At 59.7% G+C, this 23,009-nt stretch carries 16 protein-coding genes, 3 tRNA genes and 1 riboswitch; of the genes, 16 read left to right on the top strand and 3 right to left on the bottom strand.

Annotated features, from left to right (window positions below; translation table 11 throughout):
• The first annotated feature begins 9 nt into the window (after positions 1–9).
• Positions 10–774, top strand: coding sequence for an ABC transporter ATP-binding protein (locus PSJE_RS10990; RefSeq protein WP_057713607.1), 765 nt, complete (start codon positions 10–12; stop codon positions 772–774).
• 113 nt (positions 775–887) lie between these two features.
• Positions 888–1,868, top strand: coding sequence for a transcriptional regulator ArgR (gene argR / locus PSJE_RS10985; protein ID WP_057713608.1), 981 nt, complete (start codon positions 888–890; stop codon positions 1,866–1,868).
• Between the two features lie 17 nt (positions 1,869–1,885).
• Here the strand turns inward: argR and PSJE_RS10980 are convergent, their stop codons facing one another.
• On the bottom strand, positions 1,886–6,913 hold the full coding sequence (locus PSJE_RS10980) for a dermonecrotic toxin domain-containing protein (protein WP_090457339.1): 5,028 nt from the start codon (positions 6,911–6,913) through the stop codon (positions 1,886–1,888).
• 313 nt (positions 6,914–7,226) lie between these two features.
• Between PSJE_RS10980 and PSJE_RS10975 the strand changes: the two genes are divergently transcribed.
• The 7 genes from PSJE_RS10975 to astE all read left to right on the top strand — a co-directional run bounded on the left by PSJE_RS10975 (position 7,227) and on the right by astE (position 15,128).
• Positions 7,227–8,447: an aspartate aminotransferase family protein gene (locus tag PSJE_RS10975; protein WP_057713610.1), complete on the top strand. Its 1,221-nt coding sequence runs from the start codon at positions 7,227–7,229 to the stop codon at positions 8,445–8,447.
• A gap of 206 nt (positions 8,448–8,653) precedes the next feature.
• Positions 8,654–9,673 (top strand): arginine/ornithine succinyltransferase subunit alpha, encoded by a 1,020-nt coding sequence (gene aruF / locus PSJE_RS10970; RefSeq protein ID WP_046042322.1) that lies wholly within the window; start codon positions 8,654–8,656, stop codon positions 9,671–9,673.
• Positions 9,674–9,752: 79 nt separating this feature from the next.
• Positions 9,753–10,778: an arginine N-succinyltransferase gene (astA, locus tag PSJE_RS10965; protein WP_090457338.1), complete on the top strand. Its 1,026-nt coding sequence runs from the start codon at positions 9,753–9,755 to the stop codon at positions 10,776–10,778.
• Positions 10,775–12,244: a succinylglutamate-semialdehyde dehydrogenase gene (gene astD, locus PSJE_RS10960; protein ID WP_167362902.1), complete on the top strand. Its 1,470-nt coding sequence runs from the start codon at positions 10,775–10,777 to the stop codon at positions 12,242–12,244. Before astA ends, astD begins: the two co-directional genes overlap by 4 nt.
• A 162-nt stretch (positions 12,245–12,406) precedes the next feature.
• Positions 12,407–13,753 carry an N-succinylarginine dihydrolase gene (gene astB, locus PSJE_RS10955; RefSeq protein ID WP_090457334.1) on the top strand — a complete coding sequence of 449 codons (1,347 nt, stop codon included), beginning with the start codon at positions 12,407–12,409 and terminating at the stop codon, positions 13,751–13,753.
• 61 nt (positions 13,754–13,814) lie between these two features.
• Positions 13,815–14,105, top strand: a complete 291-nt coding sequence (locus PSJE_RS10950; protein ID WP_090457332.1) for a topoisomerase II — start codon at positions 13,815–13,817, stop codon at positions 14,103–14,105.
• A 12-nt stretch (positions 14,106–14,117) separates the two neighbouring features.
• The gene (gene astE, locus PSJE_RS10945; RefSeq protein WP_057713614.1) at positions 14,118–15,128 is read left to right on the top strand and encodes a succinylglutamate desuccinylase; all 1,011 of its coding nucleotides are present in this window, start codon (positions 14,118–14,120) and stop codon (positions 15,126–15,128) included.
• Between the two features lie 130 nt (positions 15,129–15,258).
• On the opposite strand, the gene PSJE_RS10940 is transcribed toward astE, so the two are convergent.
• Positions 15,259–15,768 carry a 6,7-dimethyl-8-ribityllumazine synthase gene (locus PSJE_RS10940; protein WP_057713615.1) on the bottom strand — a complete coding sequence of 170 codons (510 nt, stop codon included), beginning with the start codon at positions 15,766–15,768 and terminating at the stop codon, positions 15,259–15,261.
• 103 nt (positions 15,769–15,871) lie between these two features.
• Positions 15,872–16,042, bottom strand: a riboswitch (FMN riboswitch).
• A 196-nt stretch (positions 16,043–16,238) separates the two neighbouring features.
• On the opposite strand from PSJE_RS10940, the gene ltaE reads away from it, so the two are divergent.
• The 7 genes from ltaE (at position 16,239) to PSJE_RS10905 (ending at position 22,207) form a co-directional block, all read left to right on the top strand.
• The gene (gene ltaE / locus PSJE_RS10935; protein ID WP_090457330.1) at positions 16,239–17,243 is read left to right on the top strand and encodes a low-specificity L-threonine aldolase; all 1,005 of its coding nucleotides are present in this window, start codon (positions 16,239–16,241) and stop codon (positions 17,241–17,243) included.
• Between the two features lie 146 nt (positions 17,244–17,389).
• Positions 17,390–20,011, top strand: coding sequence for an alanine--tRNA ligase (gene alaS / locus PSJE_RS10930; protein WP_090457328.1), 2,622 nt, complete (start codon positions 17,390–17,392; stop codon positions 20,009–20,011).
• Between the two features lie 91 nt (positions 20,012–20,102).
• Positions 20,103–21,344, top strand: a complete 1,242-nt coding sequence (locus tag PSJE_RS10925; RefSeq protein WP_007971040.1) for an aspartate kinase — start codon at positions 20,103–20,105, stop codon at positions 21,342–21,344.
• 188 nt (positions 21,345–21,532) lie between these two features.
• On the top strand, positions 21,533–21,721 hold the full coding sequence (gene csrA / locus PSJE_RS10920) for a carbon storage regulator CsrA (protein ID WP_002554426.1): 189 nt from the start codon (positions 21,533–21,535) through the stop codon (positions 21,719–21,721).
• 62 nt (positions 21,722–21,783) lie between these two features.
• Positions 21,784–21,874 (top strand) — tRNA-Ser (locus PSJE_RS10915).
• Positions 21,875–21,981: 107 nt separating this feature from the next.
• Positions 21,982–22,058 (top strand) — tRNA-Arg (locus PSJE_RS10910).
• Between the two features lie 72 nt (positions 22,059–22,130).
• Positions 22,131–22,207, top strand: a tRNA-Arg gene (locus PSJE_RS10905).
• Between the two features lie 19 nt (positions 22,208–22,226).
• On the opposite strand, the gene PSJE_RS10900 is transcribed toward PSJE_RS10905, so the two are convergent.
• Positions 22,227–22,745, bottom strand: coding sequence for a cell envelope protein SmpA (locus PSJE_RS10900; RefSeq protein ID WP_090457327.1), 519 nt, complete (start codon positions 22,743–22,745; stop codon positions 22,227–22,229).
• Positions 22,746–23,009 lie beyond the last annotated feature (264 nt).

Genomic DNA, 23,009 nt, shown 5'->3' with positions numbered 1-23,009 from the left:
ACCGACAGCATGTACAAACTTGAAGTCCAAGACCTGCATAAACGCTATGGCAGTCACGAAGTGCTCAAGGGCGTGTCCCTGAAAGCGGCAGCCGGCGATGTGATCAGCATCATCGGTTCCAGTGGCTCCGGCAAAAGTACTTTCCTGCGTTGCATCAACCTGCTGGAGCAGCCGCACGCGGGCAGGATTCTGCTCAACAACGAAGAGCTGAAGCTGGTGGCGAACAAGGACGGTGCGCTGAAGGCCGCCGACCCGAAACAGCTGCAACGCATGCGTTCGCGCCTGTCGATGGTGTTCCAGCATTTCAACCTGTGGTCGCACATGACCGCGCTGGAAAACATCATGGAAGCGCCGGTGCATGTGCTTGGCGTGTCCAAGGCTGAAGCGCGCGAGAAGGCCGAACACTACCTGAACAAGGTGGGCGTGGCCCATCGCAAGGATGCTTACCCTGGGCACATGTCCGGCGGCGAGCAGCAGCGCGTGGCGATTGCCCGTGCGCTGGCGATGGAACCTGAGGTGATGCTGTTCGACGAACCGACCTCGGCCCTCGACCCGGAGCTGGTCGGCGACGTGTTGAAAGTCATGCAGGCTCTGGCCCAGGAAGGCCGGACCATGGTCGTGGTGACCCACGAAATGGGCTTCGCCCGTGAAGTGTCGAACCAGTTGGTGTTCCTGCACAAAGGCGTGGTTGAAGAAAGCGGTAACCCGCGCGAAGTGCTGGTGAACCCGCAATCCGAGCGTCTGCAGCAATTCCTGTCGGGTAGCCTGAAGTAATCGCTCCCGTTACGCACCAAATTAGGCCATGCTGCGCAGCGCGCGCCAGATGGTCTAATTTGGTTGCAGCCGCTTTTGGCTTCTAACACTGTTTTCGTTTCGGATTGCCCACCATGACTGCCCATCGAATTGGTTTCCTGATTTGGCCCAGCACTAAAGCACTGACGCTTGCGCTGGCTGAGGAGGCCTTGCGTGTTGCCCAGCGTGTGCATCCGGACGTGGTTTACGAGCTGTCGTTCCTGCAGGCCGAAGCGCCGAGCGAAAGCGCCTGGCAATTGCCGGGTGAGGCGTGGACCGGCAAGCTCGAAAACTTCCAGAAACTGTTCCTGCTCGCTGACGAACCACCGACCACACTGGCGCCGGCGCTCAGCAGTGCGCTCAAGCAACTGGTGCGTTCCGGTTGCGTGATCGGCGGTCTGTCGGCCGGTGTTTACCCGCTGGCGCAGTTGGGTTTGCTCGACGGTTATCGCGCGGCTGTGCATTGGCGCTGGCAGGACGATTTCGCCGAGCGCTTTCCGAAGGTCATCGCCACCAGTCACTTGTTCGACTGGGATCGCGATCGCCTGACCGCGTGCGGCGGGATGTCGGTGCTCGACTTGTTGCTGGCCGTGCTGGCCCGCGATCACGGTGCGGAACTGGCCGGTGCGGTGTCCGAAGAACTGGTGGTCGAACGCATCCGCGAGGGCGGCGAGCGCCAGCGCATTCCGTTACAGAACCGCCTGGGTTCCAGCCATCCGAAGCTCACACAAGCAGTGTTGCTCATGGAAGCCAACATCGAAGAACCGCTGACCACCGACGAAATCGCCCAGCACGTGTGCGTATCCCGTCGGCAGCTGGAGCGGATCTTCAAGCAATACCTCAACCGCGTGCCGAGCCAGTATTACCTGGAACTGCGCCTGAACAAGGCCCGGCAGATGTTGATGCAAACCAGCAAGTCGATCATCCAGATCGGCCTGTCCTGTGGCTTCTCCTCGGGGCCGCATTTCTCCAGCGCCTACCGCAATTTCTTCGGTGCCACGCCGCGGGAAGATCGCAACCAGCGGCGCAGCAGCAGCCCGTTCGAATTGTCATCGGTGCCGCCGGAGCGCGGCTGATCGGCACCTGATCCCGATCAGTCTTCCGGTTCGGACGCCTCGGACGTCGACACCTCCAATTCTGCCCGATCGATCACTTCCTGAATGCCGAAGTCGACACTGGTCAGCCTGAAATACTCGATCAGGATCTGCAGGCTGTCTTCGGAGAACGGATTGCCCCGCAGGTTGATGCTTTCGGCGACCTCCAGCGGCAGTTCGAGGAGGTCGGCGGGTATCCGGCTGATTGCGTTGTCGCTCAGGTCTACGGTTTCCAGGCTCTTGAGCTGCAACAGTCCAGCGGGTAATTCGGTGAGCCCGCAGTTGTCCAGTTGCAGGGTCGCCAGGTCCGCCATCTGGCTGATATCCGGAGCCAGCCCCAGCGGATTGTTTCTCAAGTCGATGAATTCCAGGCGGGCCATCTCGGCCAGGTTCAGGGCAGACTGCGGAATCAGGGTGATGTTGCAGTCGGGGAGATTCAGCGATCTCAAATCGCTCATCCGGAAGATCGCCTCCGGGATATCGCCTAGCCTGAAGTCGTTGATAACGAGGGTCTTGAGTTTGGGGAAGCACTCCAGGAATCCGGTGACGCCTGTGGTCAGGCCACTCTCGCTACTCAGGTAAACCAGAGAAACATGGCTGAAATCTGCGCTCAGTGTCGGCAAGTTACCGGTAATCCGTGTCTCCAGACTCAGGTCATAAGTAGTTGCTTGCAGTGAAACGTCGAAGTCCTCCGGGTCGCTTTCCCGGCGCCAACAGCGCAGTACGGACTCTCTGAATGCGTCGCGCGTCGAGTGTTCGATCAGCAGTTGCTGGGCAGTGAACGGTTGATTGCTGTGAGGGTGGACGGCTGGAATATTGCCGGTCCAGGCCGACAGGTCGTTCTCCAGGGTGGTGAGTTCGACTTCCAGGCGGGTCAGTTCGACTCGCCCCTCATCCAGGGTCCCGGGCAGTTTGTAGACGAATTTGCTGGCGTCTTCCTGGTCCATCCAGGGGTACAGTGCCTGCGCGCGGTGGATATCTGTTTCTTCGGCAAAGATACCGAAGTCCTGACGGGTCTGCTGGAAGTGCTGTTTGAGGCGTTCGCGGGCTGCGCTTGAAAGCGGATTGTTGCCCAGGTCGAAACCCTCCTGGGTGCGTTGTTGCAACGTGAAAAGTTCGCCGGGCAACTCTTTGATCTGGTTGTTGTTGAGCAGGGCGGTGCGCAGGCGTGGGCGAGTCAATAATTCGCGCGGGAGTTCAGTAACGCCCGTCTGCGATACGTCGATGTAATTCAAATCGGGCATGCTGCCGACATCGGGTGTCAGGCCCAAGGGGTTCTTGTACAGGTCCATTGTGGTCAACCGATGCAGGCCCGCGAGCCCGACCTGGCTTTCGGGGCTGAGGGTGATCGCGCAATTGCTCAGAATGAGTTCTTCGAGTTGCAACGATGGAAGGGTGTCCGGTAAGTGGCCAAGGTTGAAATCGCGCAGTTTCAGGATGCGTAAACCGGTAAAGCTGCGCAGAAACTCATGCATGCCCCGCGTGGCGCTGCTGCCTTCCAGTGTGAGCATTGTGACGCCGCTGAAGTCGGTGCTCAGGGCTGGCAATTCGCCGATGATCGGTTGGAAGAAGTTGAAGTCGACTCTTTCAAGCGCGGTCTCGGGAAGGGTCCATTGCTGTCGCCAGCAGTCCATCAGGTCGATGGTGAACTGTCGACGGAGCTGCTTTTGTGCAGCGAATTGCTCGGGAGTGACCCTGAGTTGTGTGTCTGGAATAAACAGCGGAATTTCGTCGCGCCAGGAAGAAAGCGTTTCCTGGAGCTGCGTGTGTTGAACCATAAGCCGATTCAGTTCTGCCCGCGGTCCGTTTGGGTGCTGTTGCAGGCGTTCGACGAAGGCGTCGAGCTCTTCGGCGGATAGATGGGGGAACAGTGTCTGAGCCCGAGCTTGCAAGGTAGGTGTGTTGCGTGGCATTTGACGATACCCGTCACCGCCACCGAGCAAGCGCATTACCTTTGGGTCGTAGGTGGGTTTGAGGTTGGGGTGTCGAGCCAGCAGCGAGCTTAATGCGTCACGGCTCAAGGCGTGATTGCGAATTAACTGTTTGAGTCGTTCACCTTCACCGATATGAAGGTTCAGGGCGGTGCGTTCACTGTCCGGCATGGCCTGTAATAGGCATGCGTAAAGCGAGTCCATGCCGCTGAGTTCTTCGCCGTCTTGATCGAACGCCTGATACTCGCCTTCTACTCTGAGCACCAGCACTTTACGCAGGGGCGCGTCGGCACTGCCAACGCTGTCGATCAGGAGGCCTTCATGGGCGTACTGGCGGACTTCCAGTCGTAGCTGTCCCGTCCAGCCCGGCAGTTTTTCCAGGGTGTGCAAGGCCAGCCGGTCGGTGTCGAGGTTGTTCTCGGTCGATGGCAAATCAAGCCCCTCGTAGGCGCGTGTCACCCGTACTTGTAATCTGGCCTCCTGGCTCAGCTCGACCAGGCGAGGGGAAATGGTTGGTTTTTTCAGCTGTTGCAGTTCCTGTTCGTTTGCTGTGTTCACAATCGCTTCTGCAACGCTGCTTGGCAGTCCGGGCTCAGCATCCATGACTGCTTGTATGGGGCCTTGAGCGCCACGTTCGAGTCTGCGATAACGCTGATCGAACAGGCCTTGCCGTTTCTGTTCGACAAGCCGCGCGAGTATCTTGCGCAACCGCTGCGCCCGGTTTTCCAGGCCAGGGGAGGGGTGACCGAATTCTTCGCCCATCAGCGTTCTGGCTTCGCTGTCCGACAGGGTCAGGAGAAAGGTTTTCAGCAGGTCGCCGTCGGTGAGGCGGGTGGCGTCGATTTCCACCACGGGTACATCGGGCGCCGGGCTTTGCCAAAGGGTTTGCGCATTTTCGTCGATCAGTCGCAGGCCTTTGTTTGCCGGCCAGTAACCGTTTTCATTGAGCAGTTCCAGCTGCGTCACGGGATCCGCCTTGAGGAAGTGCTCCGGCTGGTCGCTGCCGATCTGATCAATAAAGGTTTGTATGTCCTGATCGATCCTGAAGCGTTTGAGTGTGTCGGCCAGTAACGGCGGCACCTGCCCGGCATGCACGTGTATCTTGCGCAGGGTATCTTCGTGGCTGCCGCTGATGCTGAGGATGCGCTCGCGGGTGCTGGCCGAAAATCGCTGCATGTCCGGGCCGATACGGTGCAGCACGGTGGCCTGGTCCCAGCTCAACGGCTGGTCGAGTTCGGTTTGCCAGGCACCGGTGCCGTTGTGCCGCAGTTGTGGTTTGTAGGCGTCAGGGCGGGAGGGGTGGTCGATGCGGTACTCGCCGATGACGGAGTCCTCGCTGACGGCGTAGTTTTTGCCTTCCAGGGGTAACAGGGTTTTACCTTGATGCCTGTGCAGTCCGAGTGAATCCGGTTTTGAGTCTGCCGGGAGTGTGGCGGGGTGCTCGTAGGCGGTTAGGTCGGGTTTCCAATAGCGGGTTTCGCCATTGGGCCGCTTCACCGAATTGAAACGGTCGATGAACTGCACAATTTCCTTGGGCAGGATCGCGCGAAATTCTCCCGCCGCGATCACGCCACCCACCGCAAAGGTGCCCAGTTGTACGGCGGATTCAACAACGCCCATGAAATGCTCGAAGGCCTCGGTGGTGTGGCCCTCGGCCCAGTCAACAATGCTTTCGAAGGTTTCGTCGAGCAACTGGTAGGCCATGTAGGCCAGCATCAACTCGCCAAGGAAGGGTACGAACGGCAGGGCAATAAAGGCCGCGATGTTCAGCAGGGTCGAAGCTATTTCCGTAAAGGAGTCCCATAACGCCCAGCGGGCTCTCTGGTCGACTGTTGCGGTGGACACGGCGATCACTCGCGCATCGTTGAGGATCTTGTTGAGCTTGCTCTGATAGAGGTGGGTCAAGAGATCGTCTTTCACCGGTGTGGCCGCAATGTGCAAGTCGGGACGTTGGTTAGGGCGCTCTCGCCAGGTCGGGTGCGGATCGCCCGGTGGAACAGGCTGCCAGGTTAAAGGTGATAGCTCGTTGTTCAACTGCGCGAAAAAGTGCCCACGATCCTCATGATTGATGAATCGACTGAAAAACTGTTGGTATTCGGGGGCACGCAAGCGCTGACCAAGTTCCTCGGCGAATGCGGCGGTTGAACTGTATTCCTTGATCGGGTGTTCGGGGTCGTCAGGAATGTAGGCCACCACTCTGACCACTTCTGTTGCGCGCTCCAGATCCGGTGCAAACAAAACGATGCCGGTCAGGCGAGCGTTCATGATTGTCAGTTCATGGTAGCCCCAGGGCAGACCATGCAAACGTAAAGAAGGCAGGTTGTCGAGCAAGCCAAGAGTCAGTCGGTGGACGTCACTGCCCAGCAATTTTTGCATCTGCGCCATGTGCAGGGCAGCGGTGAGTGCGGTTTTCTGGCTGTCGTGAATTTTCGATTTCAGTATTGCCGCGGCCACGGGATTGCTGATGCCAAGGTTGTCGTCCAGATACTCTTTATAGCGCTGGCCAATGTCCAGTTCCCGGCAGAGGCTGGTAAAAGCCGTGATGGGCATCTTTTCCAGTATCTGCGGCAATGTATTGAATTGCCCGGTAGCAGAGGGGGGCGTGATGTAAGTCGAGGCGGGCTCGAAGGCGTCTGCTTTGGTTTCGGTGCTTTCAAAATTGTGCAGTGCGGCATCCAGCAGGGACACCGTCCAGGTGCGCGCAGCGCCGGATTTCAGCCGAAGCCATGGGATGTGAGCCGGGATGTAAAGGCGAAGGAACGTTTTACGAGCGTCCAGTTCCAGGCCGAATCGGGTCTTGAGCGCCGTTTCGAGAAGTGGTTCGGCGAAGTCGGCGGGGCTCTGCAGCTTTGCCATCATTTGATCAACCTGGTTCTGGCTGGTCACATGACGGGCAATGAGTTTGCCCAGTTCTGCATGCTGATGGGGTGGAGCGTCCTTGAGCCCGGCCGGAATGCCTGGCGCGCTGTTGCGCAGTGCCTCACGCCGTTGAGGCGTTGCTTGGCGGAGCCAGGAGGGGATCACGTTGCTCAAGTGCTGATAGTGAGCGTCCGGCCTGAAGGCGTCGCTAGCAATGTCGGTATGTTGGGTATTCATGCGGTTAAGGTGACCATCGAAGTGGGATGAGGCCCTTAGGAAACCGCGCGAACCCGGACGCTGTGCGGTACATATTTACCGCACTCGTGCCATTGCCATGAGTTACAACGCAGCAAGCCTGCCGCAAACGTCCGCCGCCAGTTAAACTGCGCCTTTGCGACCCTATATGTCGCATTGCCGTAAACCCGGGAAAATCCGGGGTTTGCGCTATAAGAAGTTGTCGCTTGGCGGCAAGGCCGGGCTGAAAACTGTCCTTACAATCCTCACCAAGCTCGCCAGTTTCAGGCGAGTGTTTTCTCTTCAGGAGACTCCGATGTCCGTTGAGCACGCTGCGGTACAACGCGCCGATTTCGATCAGGTAATGGTTCCCAACTATGCGCCTGCCGCATTCATTCCTGTGCGTGGCGCCGGTTCCCGCGTTTGGGACCAGTCCGGTCGCGAGCTGATCGACTTCGCCGGCGGGATTGCCGTCAACGTATTGGGTCACGCGCATCCGGCGCTGGTCGGTGCCTTGACCGAGCAGGCGAACAAGCTGTGGCACGTGTCCAATGTGTTCACCAATGAGCCGGCCCTGCGCCTGGCGCACAAGCTGGTTGACGCCACCTTTGCCGAGCGCGCCTTCTTCTGCAACTCCGGCGCCGAAGCCAACGAGGCCGCCTTCAAGCTGGCCCGTCGTGTCGCGTTCGACCGTTATGGCAGCGAGAAGTACGAGATCATCGCCGCGCTCAACAGCTTCCACGGCCGTACCCTGTTCACCGTGAACGTCGGTGGCCAGTCGAAGTATTCCGATGGCTTCGGTCCGAAGATCACCGGCATCACCCATGTGCCATACAACGATCTGGCTGCGTTGAAAGCTGCCGTTTCCGACAAGACCTGCGCCGTGGTCCTGGAGCCTATTCAAGGTGAGGGCGGCGTACTGCCGGCCGAACTGGCCTACCTGCAAGGCGCCCGCGAACTGTGCAACGAGCACAACGCGCTGCTGGTGTTCGACGAAGTGCAAACCGGCATGGGCCGTACCGGCCACCTGTTCGCTTACCAGCATTACGGCGTGATCCCGGACATCCTGACCAGCGCCAAGAGCCTGGGCGGTGGTTTCCCGATCGCCGCCATGCTGACCACCGAAGACCTGGCCAAGCACCTGGTCGTCGGCACCCACGGCACCACTTACGGCGGCAACCCGCTGGCGTGCGCTGTCGCAGGTGCGGTGATCGACGTGATCAACACCCCAGAGGTGCTGGCTGGCGTCAATGCCAAGCACGACAAGTTCAAGGCACGCCTTGAGCAGATCGGCGAGAAATACGGCCTGTTCACCCAGGTCCGTGGCCTGGGTCTGTTGATCGGCTGTGTGCTGAGCGATGCCTGGAAAGGCAAGGCCAAGGACATCTTCAACGCCGCTGAACAAGAAGGCCTGATGATTCTGCAAGCCGGCCCGGACGTGGTGCGTTTCGCCCCGAGCCTGGTGGTGGAAGACGCCGATATCGATGCCGGTCTGGACCGCTTCGAACGTGCGGCGGCAAAACTGACGCAAGCCTGATAGACCCTTCGACGCCTGATCTTTCAGGCGTCGAACCCAATTTTTATGCCGGGCCCGCTTTACTGTAGGAGCGAGCTTGCTCGCGATGGTGGATCAGCCACATTGGTGTCGACTGACACTCCATCGCGAGCAAGCTCGCTCCCACAGGAGTTCCAAGGCGGCCCCGGCTTATTTCCCTCAAAAGAGTTTTAGAAAGGAGTGACACCATGCTGGTGATGCGCCCCGCGCAAATGGCTGATCTGGGCGAGGTACAGCGTCTGGCTGCGGACAGTCCGATTGGTGTCACTTCCTTGCCGGATGACGTTGAGCGCCTGAGCGACAAGATCGCGGCAAGCGAAGCCTCGTTCGCCGCCGAAGTGAGTTTCAACGGTGAGGAAAGCTATTTCTTCGTCCTCGAAGACTCCGCTACCGGCAAGCTGGTCGGTTGCTCGGCCATCGTGGCGTCGGCCGGTTACTCCGAGCCGTTCTACAGCTTTCGCAACGAAACCTTCGTGCACGCTTCCCGCGAGCTGAAGATTCACAACAAGATCCACGTGCTCTCCCAGTGCCATGACCTGACCGGCAACAGCTTGCTGACCAGCTTCTATGTGCAGCGCGAGTTGGTGGGGTCGCCTTGGTCGGAGCTCAACTCCCGTGGCCGTTTGCTGTTCGTGGCCAGCCATCCGGAGCGTTTTGCCGATTCCGTGGTGACCGAAATCGTCGGTTACAGCGATGAAAACGGCGACTCGCCGTTCTGGGATGCCATCGGCCGCAACTTCTTCGACCTCAACTACGCCGAAGCAGAGCGTCTGTGCGGGCTGAAAAGCCGTACGTTCCTTGCCGAACTGATGCCGCATTACCCGATCTACGTGCCACTGCTGCCGGACTCCGCTCAAGAGGCCATGGGCCAGGTGCACCCGCGCGCGCAGATCACCTTCGACATTCTGATGCGCGAAGGTTTCGAGACCGATCACTACATCGACATCTTCGACGGTGGCCCGACCCTGCATGCCCGTGTCTCGGGGATCCGTTCGATCGCCCAGAGCCGTGTGGTGCCGGTGAAGATCGGTGAGCCGGTCAAAGGCGTCGGTCGCCAGTACCTGGTTGCCAATGCCCAGTTGCAGGATTACCGCGCGGTCATGCTCGAGCTCGATTACGCGCCGGGCAAACCGGTGACCCTGGACCTGGAGGCGGCCGAAGCCCTGGGTGTCGGCGAGGGTGCCAGCGTGCGCCTGGTCGCGGTTTAACAGCGACCTGGCCTGATTGCTCGTTTAGAAAGCAGCGAAGTTTCACGGGTGGCGCAAGCGGCCCGTTTGAGGAGATAGCATGATCGTTCGTCCCGTACGCAGCAGCGATTTACCCGCTCTGATCGCCCTGGCCCGCAGCACCGGCACCGGCCTGACCACCTTGCCGGCCAACGAAGAGCGGCTGGCCCATCGGGTTGGCTGGGCCGAGAAGACCTTTCGCGGCGAAGCCGGGCGGGGCGACGCGGACTACCTGTTCGTGCTCGAAGATGACGACGGGCGCGTGGTGGGTATTTCCGCCATTGCCGGCGCCGTTGGCCTGCGTGAGCCCTGGTACAACTTCCGGGTCGGTCTGACGGTCAGCGCTTCGCAAGAGCTGAACATCTATCGTGAAGTCCCGACGCTGTTCCTGGCCAACGACCTGACCGGCAACTCCGAGCTGTGCTCGCTGTTCCTGCACGCCGATTACCGCAGTGGCCTCAACGGTCGCATGCTGTCCAAGGCGCGGATGCTGTTCATCGCCGAATTCCCGCAACTGTTCGGCAACAAGATCATTGCCGAAATGCGCGGTGTTTCCGACGAGGCCGGGCGTTCGCCGTTCTGGGAAAGCCTGGGCCGGCACTTCTTCAAGATGGAATTCAGCCAGGCTGACTACCTGACCGGCGTGGGCAACAAGGCGTTCATCGCCGAACTGATGCCGAAATTCCCGCTGTACACCTGCTTCCTGTCGCCGGATGCGCGCAACGTGATCGGTCAGGTTCATCCGGACACCGAGCCGGCGCTGGCCATGCTCAAGAGCGAAGGTTTCAGCTACCAGGGCTACGTCGATATCTTCGACGCAGGCCCGGCAATCGAGTGCGAAACCGGCAAGATCCGCGCCGTGCGCGACAGCCAGGCGCTGGTGCTGGCCGTTGGCACACCGGGTGACGATGCCACGCCATTCATCATTCACAACCGCAAGCGCGAGGACTGCCGGATCACTGCCGCGCCTGCACGTCTGGCCGCCGGCACCCTGGTGGTCGACCCGCTGACCGCCAAACGTCTTCAACTCAACGCGGGCGATCAAGTGCGCGCCGTGGCGTTGTCCGCAGCTCGGGAGTCGAAATAATGAAGTCGCTTTACATCGCAGGTGAATGGCTGGCAGGTGGGGGCGAAGCCTTCGAGTCGCTGAACCCGGTGACCCAGCAGGTGCTGTGGTCCGGCGTCGGAGCCACCGCCGGTCAGGTCGAGTCGGCTGTGCAAGCGGCGCGTCAGGCGTTCCCGGACTGGGCGCGGCGCACCCTGGAAGAGCGTATCTCGGTGCTGGAGGCCTTTGCCGCCGCGCTGAAGAATCACGCTGACGAATTGGCTCATACCATCGGTGAAGAAACCGGCAAACCCCTGTGGGAAGCGGCGACCGAAGTCACCAGCATGGTCAACAAGATTGCCATCTCGGTGCAGAGCTACCGCGAACGTACCGGCGAGAAGAGCGGGCCGCTGGGCGATGCCACCGCTGTGCTGCGCCACAAACCCCACGGCGTGGTGGCGGTGTTCGGTCCTTACAACTTCCCGGGTCACCTGCCGAACGGCCATATCGTGCCGGCACTGTTGGCCGGTAACAGCGTGCTGTTCAAGCCAAGCGAACTGACACCGAAAGTCGCTGAGCTGACGGTCAAGTGCTGGATCGAGGCTGGCCTGCCGGCCGGTGTATTGAACCTGCTGCAAGGCGCTCGCGAAACCGGTATCGCCCTGGCGGCGAACCCTGGCATCGACGGGCTGTTCTTCACCGGTTCCAGCCGCACCGGCAATCACCTGCACCAGCAATTCGCCGGTCGTCCGGACAAGATCCTGGCGCTGGAAATGGGCGGTAACAACCCGCTGGTGGTCGATCAGGTCGCCGACCTCGATGCCGCGGTGTACACCATCATTCAGTCGGCGTTCATTTCCGCCGGCCAGCGTTGCACCTGTGCTCGTCGCTTGCTGGTGCCGCAAGGTGCCTGGGGCGACTCGTTGCTGGCGCGCCTGGTGGCGGTCAGCTCGACCCTCTCAGTCGGAGCCTTCGATCAGCAACCGGCGCCGTTCATGGGCTCGGTGGTTTCCCTTGGCGCTGCGAAAGCGTTGATGGATGCGCAAGAACATCTGCTGGCCAACGGCGCCGTGGCGCTGCTGGAAATGACTCAGCCTCAGGCTCAATCGGCCCTGCTGACCCCGGGTATCCTGGACGTGAGCGCCGTTGCCGATCGTCCTGACGAAGAGCTGTTCGGTCCGTTGCTGCAGGTGATCCGCTACGCTGATTTTGAAGCAGCGATCGCTGAAGCCAACGACACCGCCTACGGTCTGGCCGCTGGCCTGCTGTCGGACTCCGAGGCGCGTTACCAGCAATTCTGGCTGGAAAGCCGTGCCGGTATCGTCAACTGGAACAAGCAACTGACCGGTGCCGCGAGCAGCGCGCCATTCGGCGGCGTAGGGGCATCGGGCAACCACCGCGCCAGCGCTTACTACGCGGCGGATTACTGCGCGTACCCGGTGGCCTCGCTGGAAACGCCGAGCCTGACCATGCCTGCTGCCCTGACACCTGGCGTGAAGATGGCGTGATGCCCATCGCGGGCAAGCCCGCTCCCACAGGTTCGGTGGCGTTCACATATCTTGTGTACGACGCAATCACTGTAGGAGCGAGCTCGCTCGCGATGGCCGCGACGCGGTCTAAAAGAACAGTTACTGAAGCCTATAACAACAGATTCTCGTGGAGCCTCGCTGATGAAATCCTATGAAGTCAATTTTGACGGTCTAGTGGGGCCGACCCATAACTACGGCGGCCTGTCCTACGGCAACGTCGCGTCCCAGAGCAACAGCCAGCAGTCTTCCAACCCCAAGGAAGCGGCGCTGCAAGGCCTGGCAAAGATGAAGGCGCTGATGGAAATGGGTTTCCAGCAAGGCGTACTGGCACCGCAAGAGCGCCCGGATGTGGCTGCACTGCGTCGCCTGGGCTTTGGCGGCACCGACGCTCAAGTGATCGAACGCGCTGCCCAAGAGGCGATGCCGCTGCTGGTGGCCAGTTGCTCGGCGTCGAGCATGTGGGTGGCCAACGCCGCGACCGTCAGCCCGAGCGCCGACACCGCTGATGGCCGCGTGCATTTCACCGCCGCCAACCTCAACTGCAAATACCACCGCAGCATCGAACACCCGACCACCAGCCGCGTGCTGGGGGCGATGTTCGCTGACCAGAAACACTTCGCCCACCACGCCGCCTTGCCGGCCGTGGCGCAATTCGGTGACGAAGGCGCGGCCAACCACACGCGTTTCTGCCGTGAATACGGCGAAGCCGGTGTCGAATTCTTCGTGTTCGGCCGCAGTGCGTTCGACACCCGCTACCCGGCACCGCAGAAGTACCCGGCGCGCCAGACCCTCGAAGCGTCCCAGGCCGTTGCCCGTTTGCACGGCTTGAGCGATGACGGCGTGGTCTACGCCCAGCAGAACCCGTCGGTGATCGATCAGGGCGTGTTCCACAACGACGTGATCGCCGTGGGTAATGGTGAAGTGCTGTTCTATCACGAGGACGCGTTCCTCGAGACCGAGAAGATGCTCGCTGAATTGCAGAGCAAACTCGCCAAAGTCGGTGGGAAATTTCAGTCTGTGTGTGTGCCACGTTCCGCCGTCAGCGTGGAAGACGCGGTTCGTTCCTACCTGTTCAACAGCCAACTGCTGTCGCGTCCTGACGGCTCCATGCTGTTGATCGTGCCGGAAGAATGCCGTGGCAACGAGCGTGTCTGGCAGTACTTGCAGGGTTTGACCAGCTCCGGCGGCCTGATCCGCGAAGTGAAAGTCTTCGATCTCAAGCAGAGCATGCAGAACGGTGGTGGCCCTGCTTGCCTTCGACTGCGTGTCGCGCTCAACGAAACCGAACTGGCGGCCGTCAACCCAGGGGTTATCATGACGGCACCGTTGTACGGCACACTGACCGAATGGGTCGAGAAGCACTATCGCGACCGCATGACCGAAAACGATCTGGCGGACCCGCAATTGCTGCTTGAGTGCCGGACGGCACTGGATGAACTGACGCAAATCCTTAAACTGGGCGCGGTTTATCCATTCCAGATCAATTGATCGACGGCGCGCCGCTTTCTACGGCAGCGCGCTGATTCATCTCAAACGAGAGCGTAAAGACATGAGCGATACCCTGCAGCTGATCCTTGAAGACACCGACGGCACGCAACTGGAAACGTCCTGCACCCGCGTCGCGGTCCTGTGGCAAGGTAAAGAGCTGTGGATCCAGCAGGACGGCCGTGGCCAGTTGCTGATCGGCGTGGACGTCGAAGAAGGCGACGCCGAGTACGCCAACCTGCTGTTGCGCCCATTGGCGACTAATCTGGTAAGTCTGCAACTGGAAATGGAACCGGCTGACCTCGGTGACGACGAGGAACACGTCCACGGTCCGGACTGCAACCACGATCACTAAGGAAACCGCTCTATGCTCGCCCTCGGCAAACTGCTTGAACTGACCCTCGCCGGCCGCGAACCGGCGGAGAAGACTCAACTGACTGTCGAAGGCGTGCGCATGCGCTGGTTGAGCGAAGGTGCGCTGGAAGTCCGGCCACCTGAAGCCCGTGACAACGGCCTGGATCTGCTGCTTTCGGCGGGGATCCATGGCAACGAAACAGCGCCGATCGAATTGCTCGATCGCCTGTTGCACGACATTGCCCGTGGCGATCTGAAGCCGCGCGCACGTATTCTGTTCCTGTTCGGCAACCCGGAAGCGATTCGCAAGGGCGAGCGTTTCGTCGAGCAGGACGTCAATCGGCTGTTCAATGGCCGTCACGAACAAAGCAGCGGTTGCGAAGCCCTGCGCGCCTGTGAGCTGGAGCGTTTGGCTGCCAGCTTCTTCAGCCTGCCGGATCGCCAGCGCCTGCACTACGACCTGCACACGGCGATTCGTGGCTCGAAAATCGAGCAGTTCGCCTTGTACCCGTGGAAGGAAGACCGCCAGCATTCGCGTCAGGAACTGGCGCGCCTGCGTGCTGCCGGCATGGAAGCGGTGTTGCTGCAGAACAAGCCGTCCATCGTGTTCAGCTCCTATACCTACGACAAGCTGGGTGCCGAGGCCTTTACCCTGGAGTTGGGCAAGGCGCGGCCGTTCGGTCAGAACGACGGTGTCAACGTGTCGCTGCTGGAGAAGCGCCTCAAGCAGATCATCGAGGGCACCGAACCAGAACTGACTGAGGACGCGCTGGACGGTTTGCAGCTGTACAGCGTGGCGCGAGAAATCATCAAGCACAGCGACAGCTTCCGCCTGAACCTGCCGGCGGACATCGAGAACTTTTCGGAACTGGAAGTGGGTTACCTGCTGGCGGAAGATATCGCCAACACCCGCTGGATCATCGAGGAAGAGGGCGCCCGGATCATCTTCCCGAACCCCAGGGTGAAGAATGGTTTGCGTGCCGGCATCCTGGTCGTACCGACCACCGACGAAAACCTCGCCTGATTACGGCATTTAACCTCTGTAGGAGCGAGCTTGCTCGCGATGAATCTGAAAACGCCGCGGGGTGCCAGGCTTCCCGCGTTATCGTTGACGACTATCGCGAGCAAGCTCGCTCCTACAAGGTTTTCGGCTTTTAGACAGCTACCGCGCGCGGTTCAGTGCGGCGCAGCGAACGGATTTTCAACAACGTATCCGCACAGGTCTTCGCCGCTTCCTGGCCTTTATGCAGGAAATGCTCGAAGAAGAACTTCTGGTGTTCTTCGCCGGCATGGAAGTGGTGCGGGGTCAGGGACACCGAGAACACCGGCACTTCGGTTTCCAGTTGAACCTGCATCAGGCCGCTGACCACCGACTGGGCAACGAACTCGTGACGGTAGATCCCGCCGTCCACCACCAGGGCTGCGGCGACGATGCCAGCATAACGACCGGTCTTGGCCAGCAACTTGGCGTGCAGGGGCATTTCAAAGGCGCCGCCGACTTCGAAGAAATCGATGTCGGATTCCTGATAACCCTGGGTAATCATTTCGGCGACGAAGCCTTTACGGCTCTGATCGACAATGTCCTTGTGCCAGCAGGCCTGGATGAACGCTACGCGCTCGCCCTGATGGTGTTTGCTTTTGCTGTCGATTGCGGTGGGTTGCATGTTCTGACTCCTGTTTGTGTGAAAAACAGGGCGTTATGAATCGAAGGGGATTTGAGGGTACGCACGCTCGCACGAATGCCGGCGGACGGCCCTTTGTTGTCAATCCCGTTCTCTCTTCATCCGGACTATGACCGTCGGCCCCGGGATCACACCGGGTCTGCTGACCTTGCTGTCAGGCACCGCCGAAGCCGTGCTGTCACCAAGCGCTCGCGGGCTATGCGCATTGCGCGCAATTACCGCCGGTGGGGAGTTGCACCCCGCCCTGAGAACGTTTTTGCCGCCCAAATGTTTGGCGGCGCAGCGTTTTTATCACATATTTGCGGTATGCGCATGACCCCTTTTGGATGATTGTCATCGACTTTTCTGTTGGTTTAATCGGCCTTTTCCTACGCAAGGGTTGATTAATCGTCGCCATGCCCGCAGTAATTCTTTCCTGAAAGGGATTTCCCCTGCTTACCGAGGCCAGATTCATGAGTGTTATCGATCTTCGCAGCGACACCGTCACCCAACCTTGCGCCGGCATGCTTGAGGCAATGACCAAGGCCGCCACCGGCGATGACGTGTATGGCGAAGATCCGACGGTCAATCACCTGGAAGCCGAATTGGCCAGGCGCCTTGGTTTCGCCGCAGCACTGTTCGTGCCGACCGGCACCATGAGCAACCTGCTGGGGTTGATGGCCCATTGCGAGCGCGGTGACGAGTACATCGTCGGCCAGCAGGCCCACACTTATAAGTACGAAGGGGGTGGCGCGGCGGTGCTTGGCTCGATCCAGCCGCAACCGCTGGAAGTGCAGGCCGATGGTTCGCTGGACCTGGCGCAGGTCGCTGCTGCGATCAAGCCGGACGACTTCCATTTCGCCCGCACCCGTTTGCTGGCGCTGGAAAACACCATGCAAGGCAAGGTCCTGCCACTGGAATACCTGGCACGGGCACGCAGTTTTACCCGCGAGCATGGCTTGCAACTACACCTGGACGGCGCACGTCTGTACAACGCGGCAGTGAAGCAGGGTGTGGATGCCCGGGAAATCACCCAGTATTTCGATTCCGTCTCGGTGTGCCTGTCCAAAGGCCTGGGCGCACCGGTCGGTTCGGTGCTCTGCGGCTCGGCCGAGCTGATCGGCAAGGCCCGGCGCCTGCGCAAGATGGTCGGTGGCGGCATGCGTCAGGCCGGTGTTCTCGCAGCGGCAGGCCTGTATGCGCTGGATAACAACGTAGAGCGCCTGGCCGATGACCATGCCAACGCGCAGTTGCTGGCCGAAGGCCTGCGCGGGGCGGGGTTCGAGGTCGAACCGGTGCAGACCAACATGGTTTACGTGCAGATGGGCGACCAGGCCGAGGCCATCAAGGCCTTTGCCGCCAAGCGCGGGATCAAGCTCAGTGCCGCCGCGCGTCTGCGCATGGTCACGCACATGGACGTCAGCCGTGCGCAAATCGAGCAGGTCGTCGCGACATTCGTCGACTTTTCGCGCAAGTGATAGCGTTAGCACTCCAATTGACCGTTTCTATCGTATAAACACGCTGTACCCCGCGCGCAGGGCCGATATAATGCGGCCCTTTGCCGTCGCTTCGTCTGTTGACGTTTCGAACAGGCCTTTGGCCGCAGCCTCCGTGGAAGAACCTAATGAAAAGCGCAGAAATCCGTGAAGCCTTCCTTCGCTTCTTCGAAGAGCAAGGCCACACCCGTGTAGCCTCCAGCTCTTTGATTCCGGGCAACGACCCAACCCTGCTGTTCACCAACGCGGGGATGAACCAGTTCAAGGACTGCTTCCTGGGCCAGGAAAAGCGCGCGTACACCCGCGCTGTCAGCAGCCAGAAATGCGTGCGCGCCGGCGGCAAGCACAACGACCTGGAAAACGTCGGTTATACCGCTCGTCACCACACCTTCTTCGAAATGCTGGGTAACTTCAGCTTCGGTGATTATTTCAAGCGTGATGCCATCAGCTACGCCTGGAACTTCCTGACTTCCGACAAGTGGTTGAACCTGCCGAAGGAAAAGCTCTGGGTCACCGTCTACGCCAGCGATGACGAGGCGTACGACATCTGGACCAAGGAAATCGGGGTTCCGGCCGAGCGCATGGTGCGCATCGGCGACAACAAGGGCGCACCGTACGCCTCCGACAACTTCTGGACCATGGGCGATACCGGCCCGTGCGGTCCTTGCACCGAGATTTTCTACGATCACGGCGCCGACATCTGGGGTGGCCCGCCGGGCTCGCCGGAAGAAGACGGCGACCGTTACATCGAAATCTGGAACAACGTGTTCATGCAGTTCAACCGCACCGCCGATGGCGTGTTGCACCCGCTGCCAGCGCCGTCGGTCGACACCGGCATGGGCCTGGAGCGGATCAGTGCCGTGCTGCAGCACGTTCACTCGAACTATGAAATCGACCTGTTCCAGAGCCTGCTGAGCGCTTCGGCCAAGGCCATCGGTTGCACCAACGACGCTCAGGCTTCGCTGAAAGTCGTGGCTGACCACATCCGTTCCTGCGGTTTCCTGATCGCCGACGGCGTGCTGCCGTCCAACGAAGGTCGTGGCTACGTGCTGCGCCGGATCATCCGTCGCGCCTGCCGTCACGGCAACAAGCTGGGCGCCAAGGGCAGCTTCTTCTATCAGATCGTCGCGGCCCTGGTCGCCGAGATGGGCGAAGCGTTCCCTGAGCTGAAATCCCAGCAGGCGCACATTGAACGCGTGCTGAAGGCCGAAGAGGAACAATTCGCCAAGACCCTGGAGCAGGGCCTGAAGATCCTCGAGCAGGATCTGGCTGAGCTCAAGGGCGACGTGGTGCCGGGCGACGTGGTGTTCAAACTCTACGACACCTATGGCTTCCCGATGGACCTGACCGGCGACATCGCTCGCGAGCGCAGCCTGACCATCGACGAAGAAGGTTTCGAGCGCGAGATGGAAGCCCAGCGCGTTCGTGCCCGTTCCGCCAGTTCCTTCGGCATGGACTACAACAGCCTGGTCAAGGTTGATGTGGACACCGAATTCACCGGTTACACCGCTCACAGCGGTTCCGCCAAAATCGTTGCTCTCTATAAGGACGGGCAATCGGTCGACGTGTTGAGCGAAGGCGAAGAGGGCGTGGTCGTTCTCGATCAGACGCCGTTCTATGCGGAGTCCGGTGGTCAGATCGGTGATTGCGGCTTCCTCCAGGCTGGCGCTGCGCGTTTCGACGTGCGCGACACCACCAAGACCGGCGGTGCGTTCCTGCACCACGGTGTGCTGGATTCGGGCAGCCTGATCGTTGGCTCGCCAGTTCAGGCGCAGGTGGATGCCGACGTGCGTCACGCCACTTCGCTGAACCATTCCGCGACTCACTTGCTGCACGCAGCATTGCGTCAGGTGCTGGGCGATCATGTTCAGCAGAAAGGCTCGCTGGTCGACAGTCAGCGCCTGCGCTTCGACTTCAGCCACTTCGAAGCCATCAAGCCTGAACAACTGAAAGCGCTGGAAGACATCGTCAACGCCGAGATTCGCAAGAACTCCGAAGTTGAAACCGAAGAAACCGATATCGAAACCGCCAAGCAGAAAGGCGCCATGGCGCTGTTCGGCGAAAAATACGGCGACAACGTACGCGTACTGAGCATGGGCGATTTCTCCGTCGAGCTGTGCGGCGGTATCCATGCGAACCGTACCGGCGACATCGGCCTGCTGAAAATCATCAGCGAAGGCGGTGTGGCATCGGGCGTGCGTCGTATCGAGGCAGTCACCGGTGCGCAAGCGCTGGCTTACTTGAACGCGGCGGAAGAACAACTCAAGGAAGCGGCCAGCCTGGTCAAGGGCAGCCGCGATAACCTGATCGACAAGCTGTCGGCTGTGCTGGAGCGCAACCGTCTGCTGGAGAAGCAGCTCGAGCAGTTGCAAGCCAAGGCTGCCAGTGCCGCGGGCGACAATCTGTCGGCCCAGGCGCTGGACGTCAAGGATGTGAAAGTGCTGGCCGTGCGTCTGGACGGTCAGGATGGCAAGGCGCTGCTGGCGCTGGTCGATCAACTGAAAAACAAACTCGGCCGCGCAGTGATCCTGCTCGGCAGTGTCCATGAGGAAAAGGTCGTTCTGGTTGCAGGCGTAACCAAAGACCTGACTGGCCAACTCAAAGCCGGTGATTTGATGAAGCAAGCCGCTGCGGCAGTGGGCGGGAAGGGTGGTGGTCGTCCAGACATGGCGCAAGGCGGCGGTACCGACGCTGGCGCACTGGATGCGGCACTGGCCCTGACCGTTCCGTTTGTAGAGCAGGGTCTATAAGGCAGTACTTGCGGCCCGCAGTCTAGTGGTGGGCCGCAACGCTGTTTGAGTGATTATTTGGGCGCCCTTCATGGGCAGAGGCGGCTTTGAAATGGCTTTGATCGTACAGAAATTTGGAGGCACCTCGGTCGGCACTGTCGAGAGAATCGAGCAGGTCGCCGACAAGGTTAAGAAATTCCGCGATGCCGGCGATGACCTGGTGGTTGTGCTGTCTGCAATGAGCGGCGAAACCAACCGTCTGATCGATCTGGCCAAGCAAATCAGTGGCGACGGCCAACCGGTTCCGCGCGAGCTGGACGTGATCGTTTCCACCGGTGAGCAGGTGACGATTGCCCTGTTGGCCATGGCGCTGATCAAGCGCGGCGTGCCGGCGGTGTCGTACACCGGCAACCAGGTGCGGATTCTGACGGATAGCGCGCACAATAAAGCGCGTATCTTGCAGATTGATGACCAGAAGATTCGCGGTGACCTGAAGGCAGGTCGTGTGGTGGTTGTCGCCGGTTTCCAGGGCGTCGACGAGCACGGCAACATCACCACCCTCGGTCGTGGCGGTTCCGACACCACCGGCGTGGCGCTGGCGGCAGCCCTGAAGGCTGACGAATGCCAGATCTACACCGACGTCGACGGCGTCTACACCACCGACCCGCGTGTGGTGTCCGTGGCTCAGCGCCTGGACAAGATCACCTTCGAAGAGATGCTGGAAATGGCCAGCCTCGGTTCCAAGGTGTTGCAGATCCGCGCGGTCGAGTTCGCCGGCAAGTACAACGTTCCGCTGCGCGTACTGCACAGCTTCAAGGAGGGTCCGGGCACCCTCATTACTATTGATGAAGAGGAAACCATGGAACAGCCGATCATTTCCGGTATCGCTTTCAACCGCGATGAAGCCAAGCTGACCATCCGTGGCGTGCCAGACATCCCGGGCGTTGCCTTCAAGATTCTCGGCCCGATCAGTGCCGCGAACATCGAGGTCGACATGATCGTGCAGAACGTCGCGCACGATAACACCACCGACTTCACCTTCACCGTGCACCGCAACGACTACCAGGCGGCGCAAGCCGTGCTGGAAAAAACCGCTGGCGAGCTGGGTGCCCGTGAAGTCGTGGGCGACACCAAGATCGCCAAGGTGTCGATCGTCGGCGTTGGCATGCGCTCTCACGCAGGCGTGGCCAGCCGCATGTTCGAATCCCTGGCCAAGGAAAGCATCAACATCCAGATGATCTCGACTTCGGAAATCAAAGTCTCCGTAGTGATCGAAGAGAAGTATCTGGAACTGGCTGTGCGCGCTCTGCACACGGCTTTCGAACTGGACGCACCGGCCCGCCAGGGCGAGTGATGCGTTTGCCAAAAGGCGCGGTCTGACCGCGCCTTTTGTTTTTTTGAATGGCGTGACCCCCGAGACTGTTCTTTTGCTCGCGCTAGTCAATACTCAGGCATGTAGGGCTGCGACCGCTCCGGTTGTGGGTCGAGTGCCTTTTTTTTGCAGACTGTTGTCCCTGAAATGTAATGCGTGAGGAGAAAGGTATGCTGATTCTGACTCGTCGGTGTGCAGAAAGCCTGATTATCGGTGATGGCGAAATCACCGTGACCGTGCTCGGCGTCAAAGGAAATCAAGTGCGCATCGGTGTTAATGCCCCCAAAGAGGTAGCTGTTCACCGGGAAGAAATTTACCTGCGTATCAAGAAAGAGAAGGACGAAGAACCAAGCCATTAATTTTTATCGTTTTTTATGTTTGCAAACGGGGAAGAAGCTGGTTAATATACGCCCCGTGTTGCGGAGAGCTGGCCGAGTGGCCGAAGGCGCTCCCCTGCTAAGGGAGTACACCTCAAAAGGGTGTCGGGGGTTCGAATCCCCCGTTCTCCGCCATTATTTGCGTAGTACGTTGTAATCTGGCTTTTTCGGTAAGTTGTTGAAATTACTAGAAAAAGTGCTTGACATAGAGATTAGACGGCCTATAATGCGCGGCAACAAATGCACTCGTAGCTCAGCTGGATAGAGTACTCGGCTACGAACCGAGCGGTCACAGGTTCGAATCCTGTCGAGTGCACCATTTAAGAGTTAGTTACAGCAATGTAAGTAACTTGGTTTCAACCAGTTGTGATCTGGTATAAAAACACAAATTGCACTCGTAGCTCAGCTGGATAGAGTACTCGGCTACGAACCGAGCGGTCACAGGTTCGAATCCTGTCGAGTGCACCATACAACAGAAAGCCCGCATTTAATGCGGGCTTTTTGCCGTCCGGGATTTGGCTTTTCCTTTCGTGCATCCCCTCTCGTCGAACTCCACCTGTGCACTACGACCTCGCAGGGTGTCGTAGCGGTAGCTCGTGGCTGAATTTCGAATACTGATCCTGTCTGGCTTGCCGAGGGCGCTTTCGACGTCTTGCTGGCTCATGCCGGCGATCACTCGCTGATTGATGATCGCCTCCCGGCGCTCCCTGGCATTGATCAGGTTTCCACACTTGTCCTGCGCCTGACCGACCACGGTCGGCTCTCTGCTTGGAATTTTCATACCTGATGTTTCGCGGGGCTCGGCTGGCGGCATTAGCGCCATCGTGCTGCCAGGTGTAAAGGCGCGGGCGTCCTGAAGTGAAACATTCTCTCCCGCGGCACAACCCAGTGTGGTGAAGGTAATGCGCCCATTGGCAGCCTCACAGCGCTGAACGGTGGTGGCGACCGCCAAGGGCAGGGGGCTGAGCAGGGTGAAAACCAAAAAGAATTGAGCAACTGATGGCATCAGGCGTCCTCCGTGACGTTCCTTTTCAAGGGTAGCGGCTACAATTTTCGAAGGGGTGTGTGTTTTCTTTTCGGAATACGTCGTCGCATTTTCATGGATCAGGCCGATGCTCAGGTTTGTTGTGCAAGCGCTTGTTTCAGCCGAGATTTTTTAACGTTTAAAACCGTCAGGCGGTGTATCATTGCGCCCGTCAGCCCCGCCGGGGCTTGTGGAATACCTCCATGGACTTACCCAGTAGTTACTCAGTACCCCGTTTCACCAATC

The sequence above is a fragment of the Pseudomonas jessenii genome (assembly GCF_002236115.1).
Lineage (GTDB): Bacteria > Pseudomonadota > Gammaproteobacteria > Pseudomonadales > Pseudomonadaceae > Aquipseudomonas > Aquipseudomonas jessenii.
The sequence above is the reverse complement of the archived record's forward strand: the minus strand, read 5'-3'. Positions and strand labels throughout refer to the sequence as shown.

Coding starts and splice junctions, on each gene's coding strand:
- argR (WP_057713608.1), top strand. CDS start 888: ATGACTGCCCATCGAATTGGTTTCCTGATTTGGCCCAGCACTAAAGCA.
- PSJE_RS10940 (WP_057713615.1), bottom strand. CDS start 15,768: ATGCAACCCACCGCAATCGACAGCAAAAGCAAACACCATCAGGGCGAG.
- csrA (WP_002554426.1), top strand. CDS start 21,533: ATGCTGATTCTGACTCGTCGGTGTGCAGAAAGCCTGATTATCGGTGAT.
- alaS (WP_090457328.1), top strand. CDS start 17,390: ATGAAAAGCGCAGAAATCCGTGAAGCCTTCCTTCGCTTCTTCGAAGAG.
- PSJE_RS10990 (WP_057713607.1), top strand. CDS start 10: ATGTACAAACTTGAAGTCCAAGACCTGCATAAACGCTATGGCAGTCAC.
- astB (WP_090457334.1), top strand. CDS start 12,407: ATGAAATCCTATGAAGTCAATTTTGACGGTCTAGTGGGGCCGACCCAT.
- aruF (WP_046042322.1), top strand. CDS start 8,654: ATGCTGGTGATGCGCCCCGCGCAAATGGCTGATCTGGGCGAGGTACAG.
- PSJE_RS10980 (WP_090457339.1), bottom strand. CDS start 6,913: ATGAATACCCAACATACCGACATTGCTAGCGACGCCTTCAGGCCGGAC.
- PSJE_RS10950 (WP_090457332.1), top strand. CDS start 13,815: ATGAGCGATACCCTGCAGCTGATCCTTGAAGACACCGACGGCACGCAA.
- PSJE_RS10925 (WP_007971040.1), top strand. CDS start 20,103: ATGGCTTTGATCGTACAGAAATTTGGAGGCACCTCGGTCGGCACTGTC.
- astE (WP_057713614.1), top strand. CDS start 14,118: ATGCTCGCCCTCGGCAAACTGCTTGAACTGACCCTCGCCGGCCGCGAA.
- ltaE (WP_090457330.1), top strand. CDS start 16,239: ATGAGTGTTATCGATCTTCGCAGCGACACCGTCACCCAACCTTGCGCC.
- PSJE_RS10975 (WP_057713610.1), top strand. CDS start 7,227: ATGTCCGTTGAGCACGCTGCGGTACAACGCGCCGATTTCGATCAGGTA.
- astA (WP_090457338.1), top strand. CDS start 9,753: ATGATCGTTCGTCCCGTACGCAGCAGCGATTTACCCGCTCTGATCGCC.
- PSJE_RS10900 (WP_090457327.1), bottom strand. CDS start 22,745: ATGCCATCAGTTGCTCAATTCTTTTTGGTTTTCACCCTGCTCAGCCCC.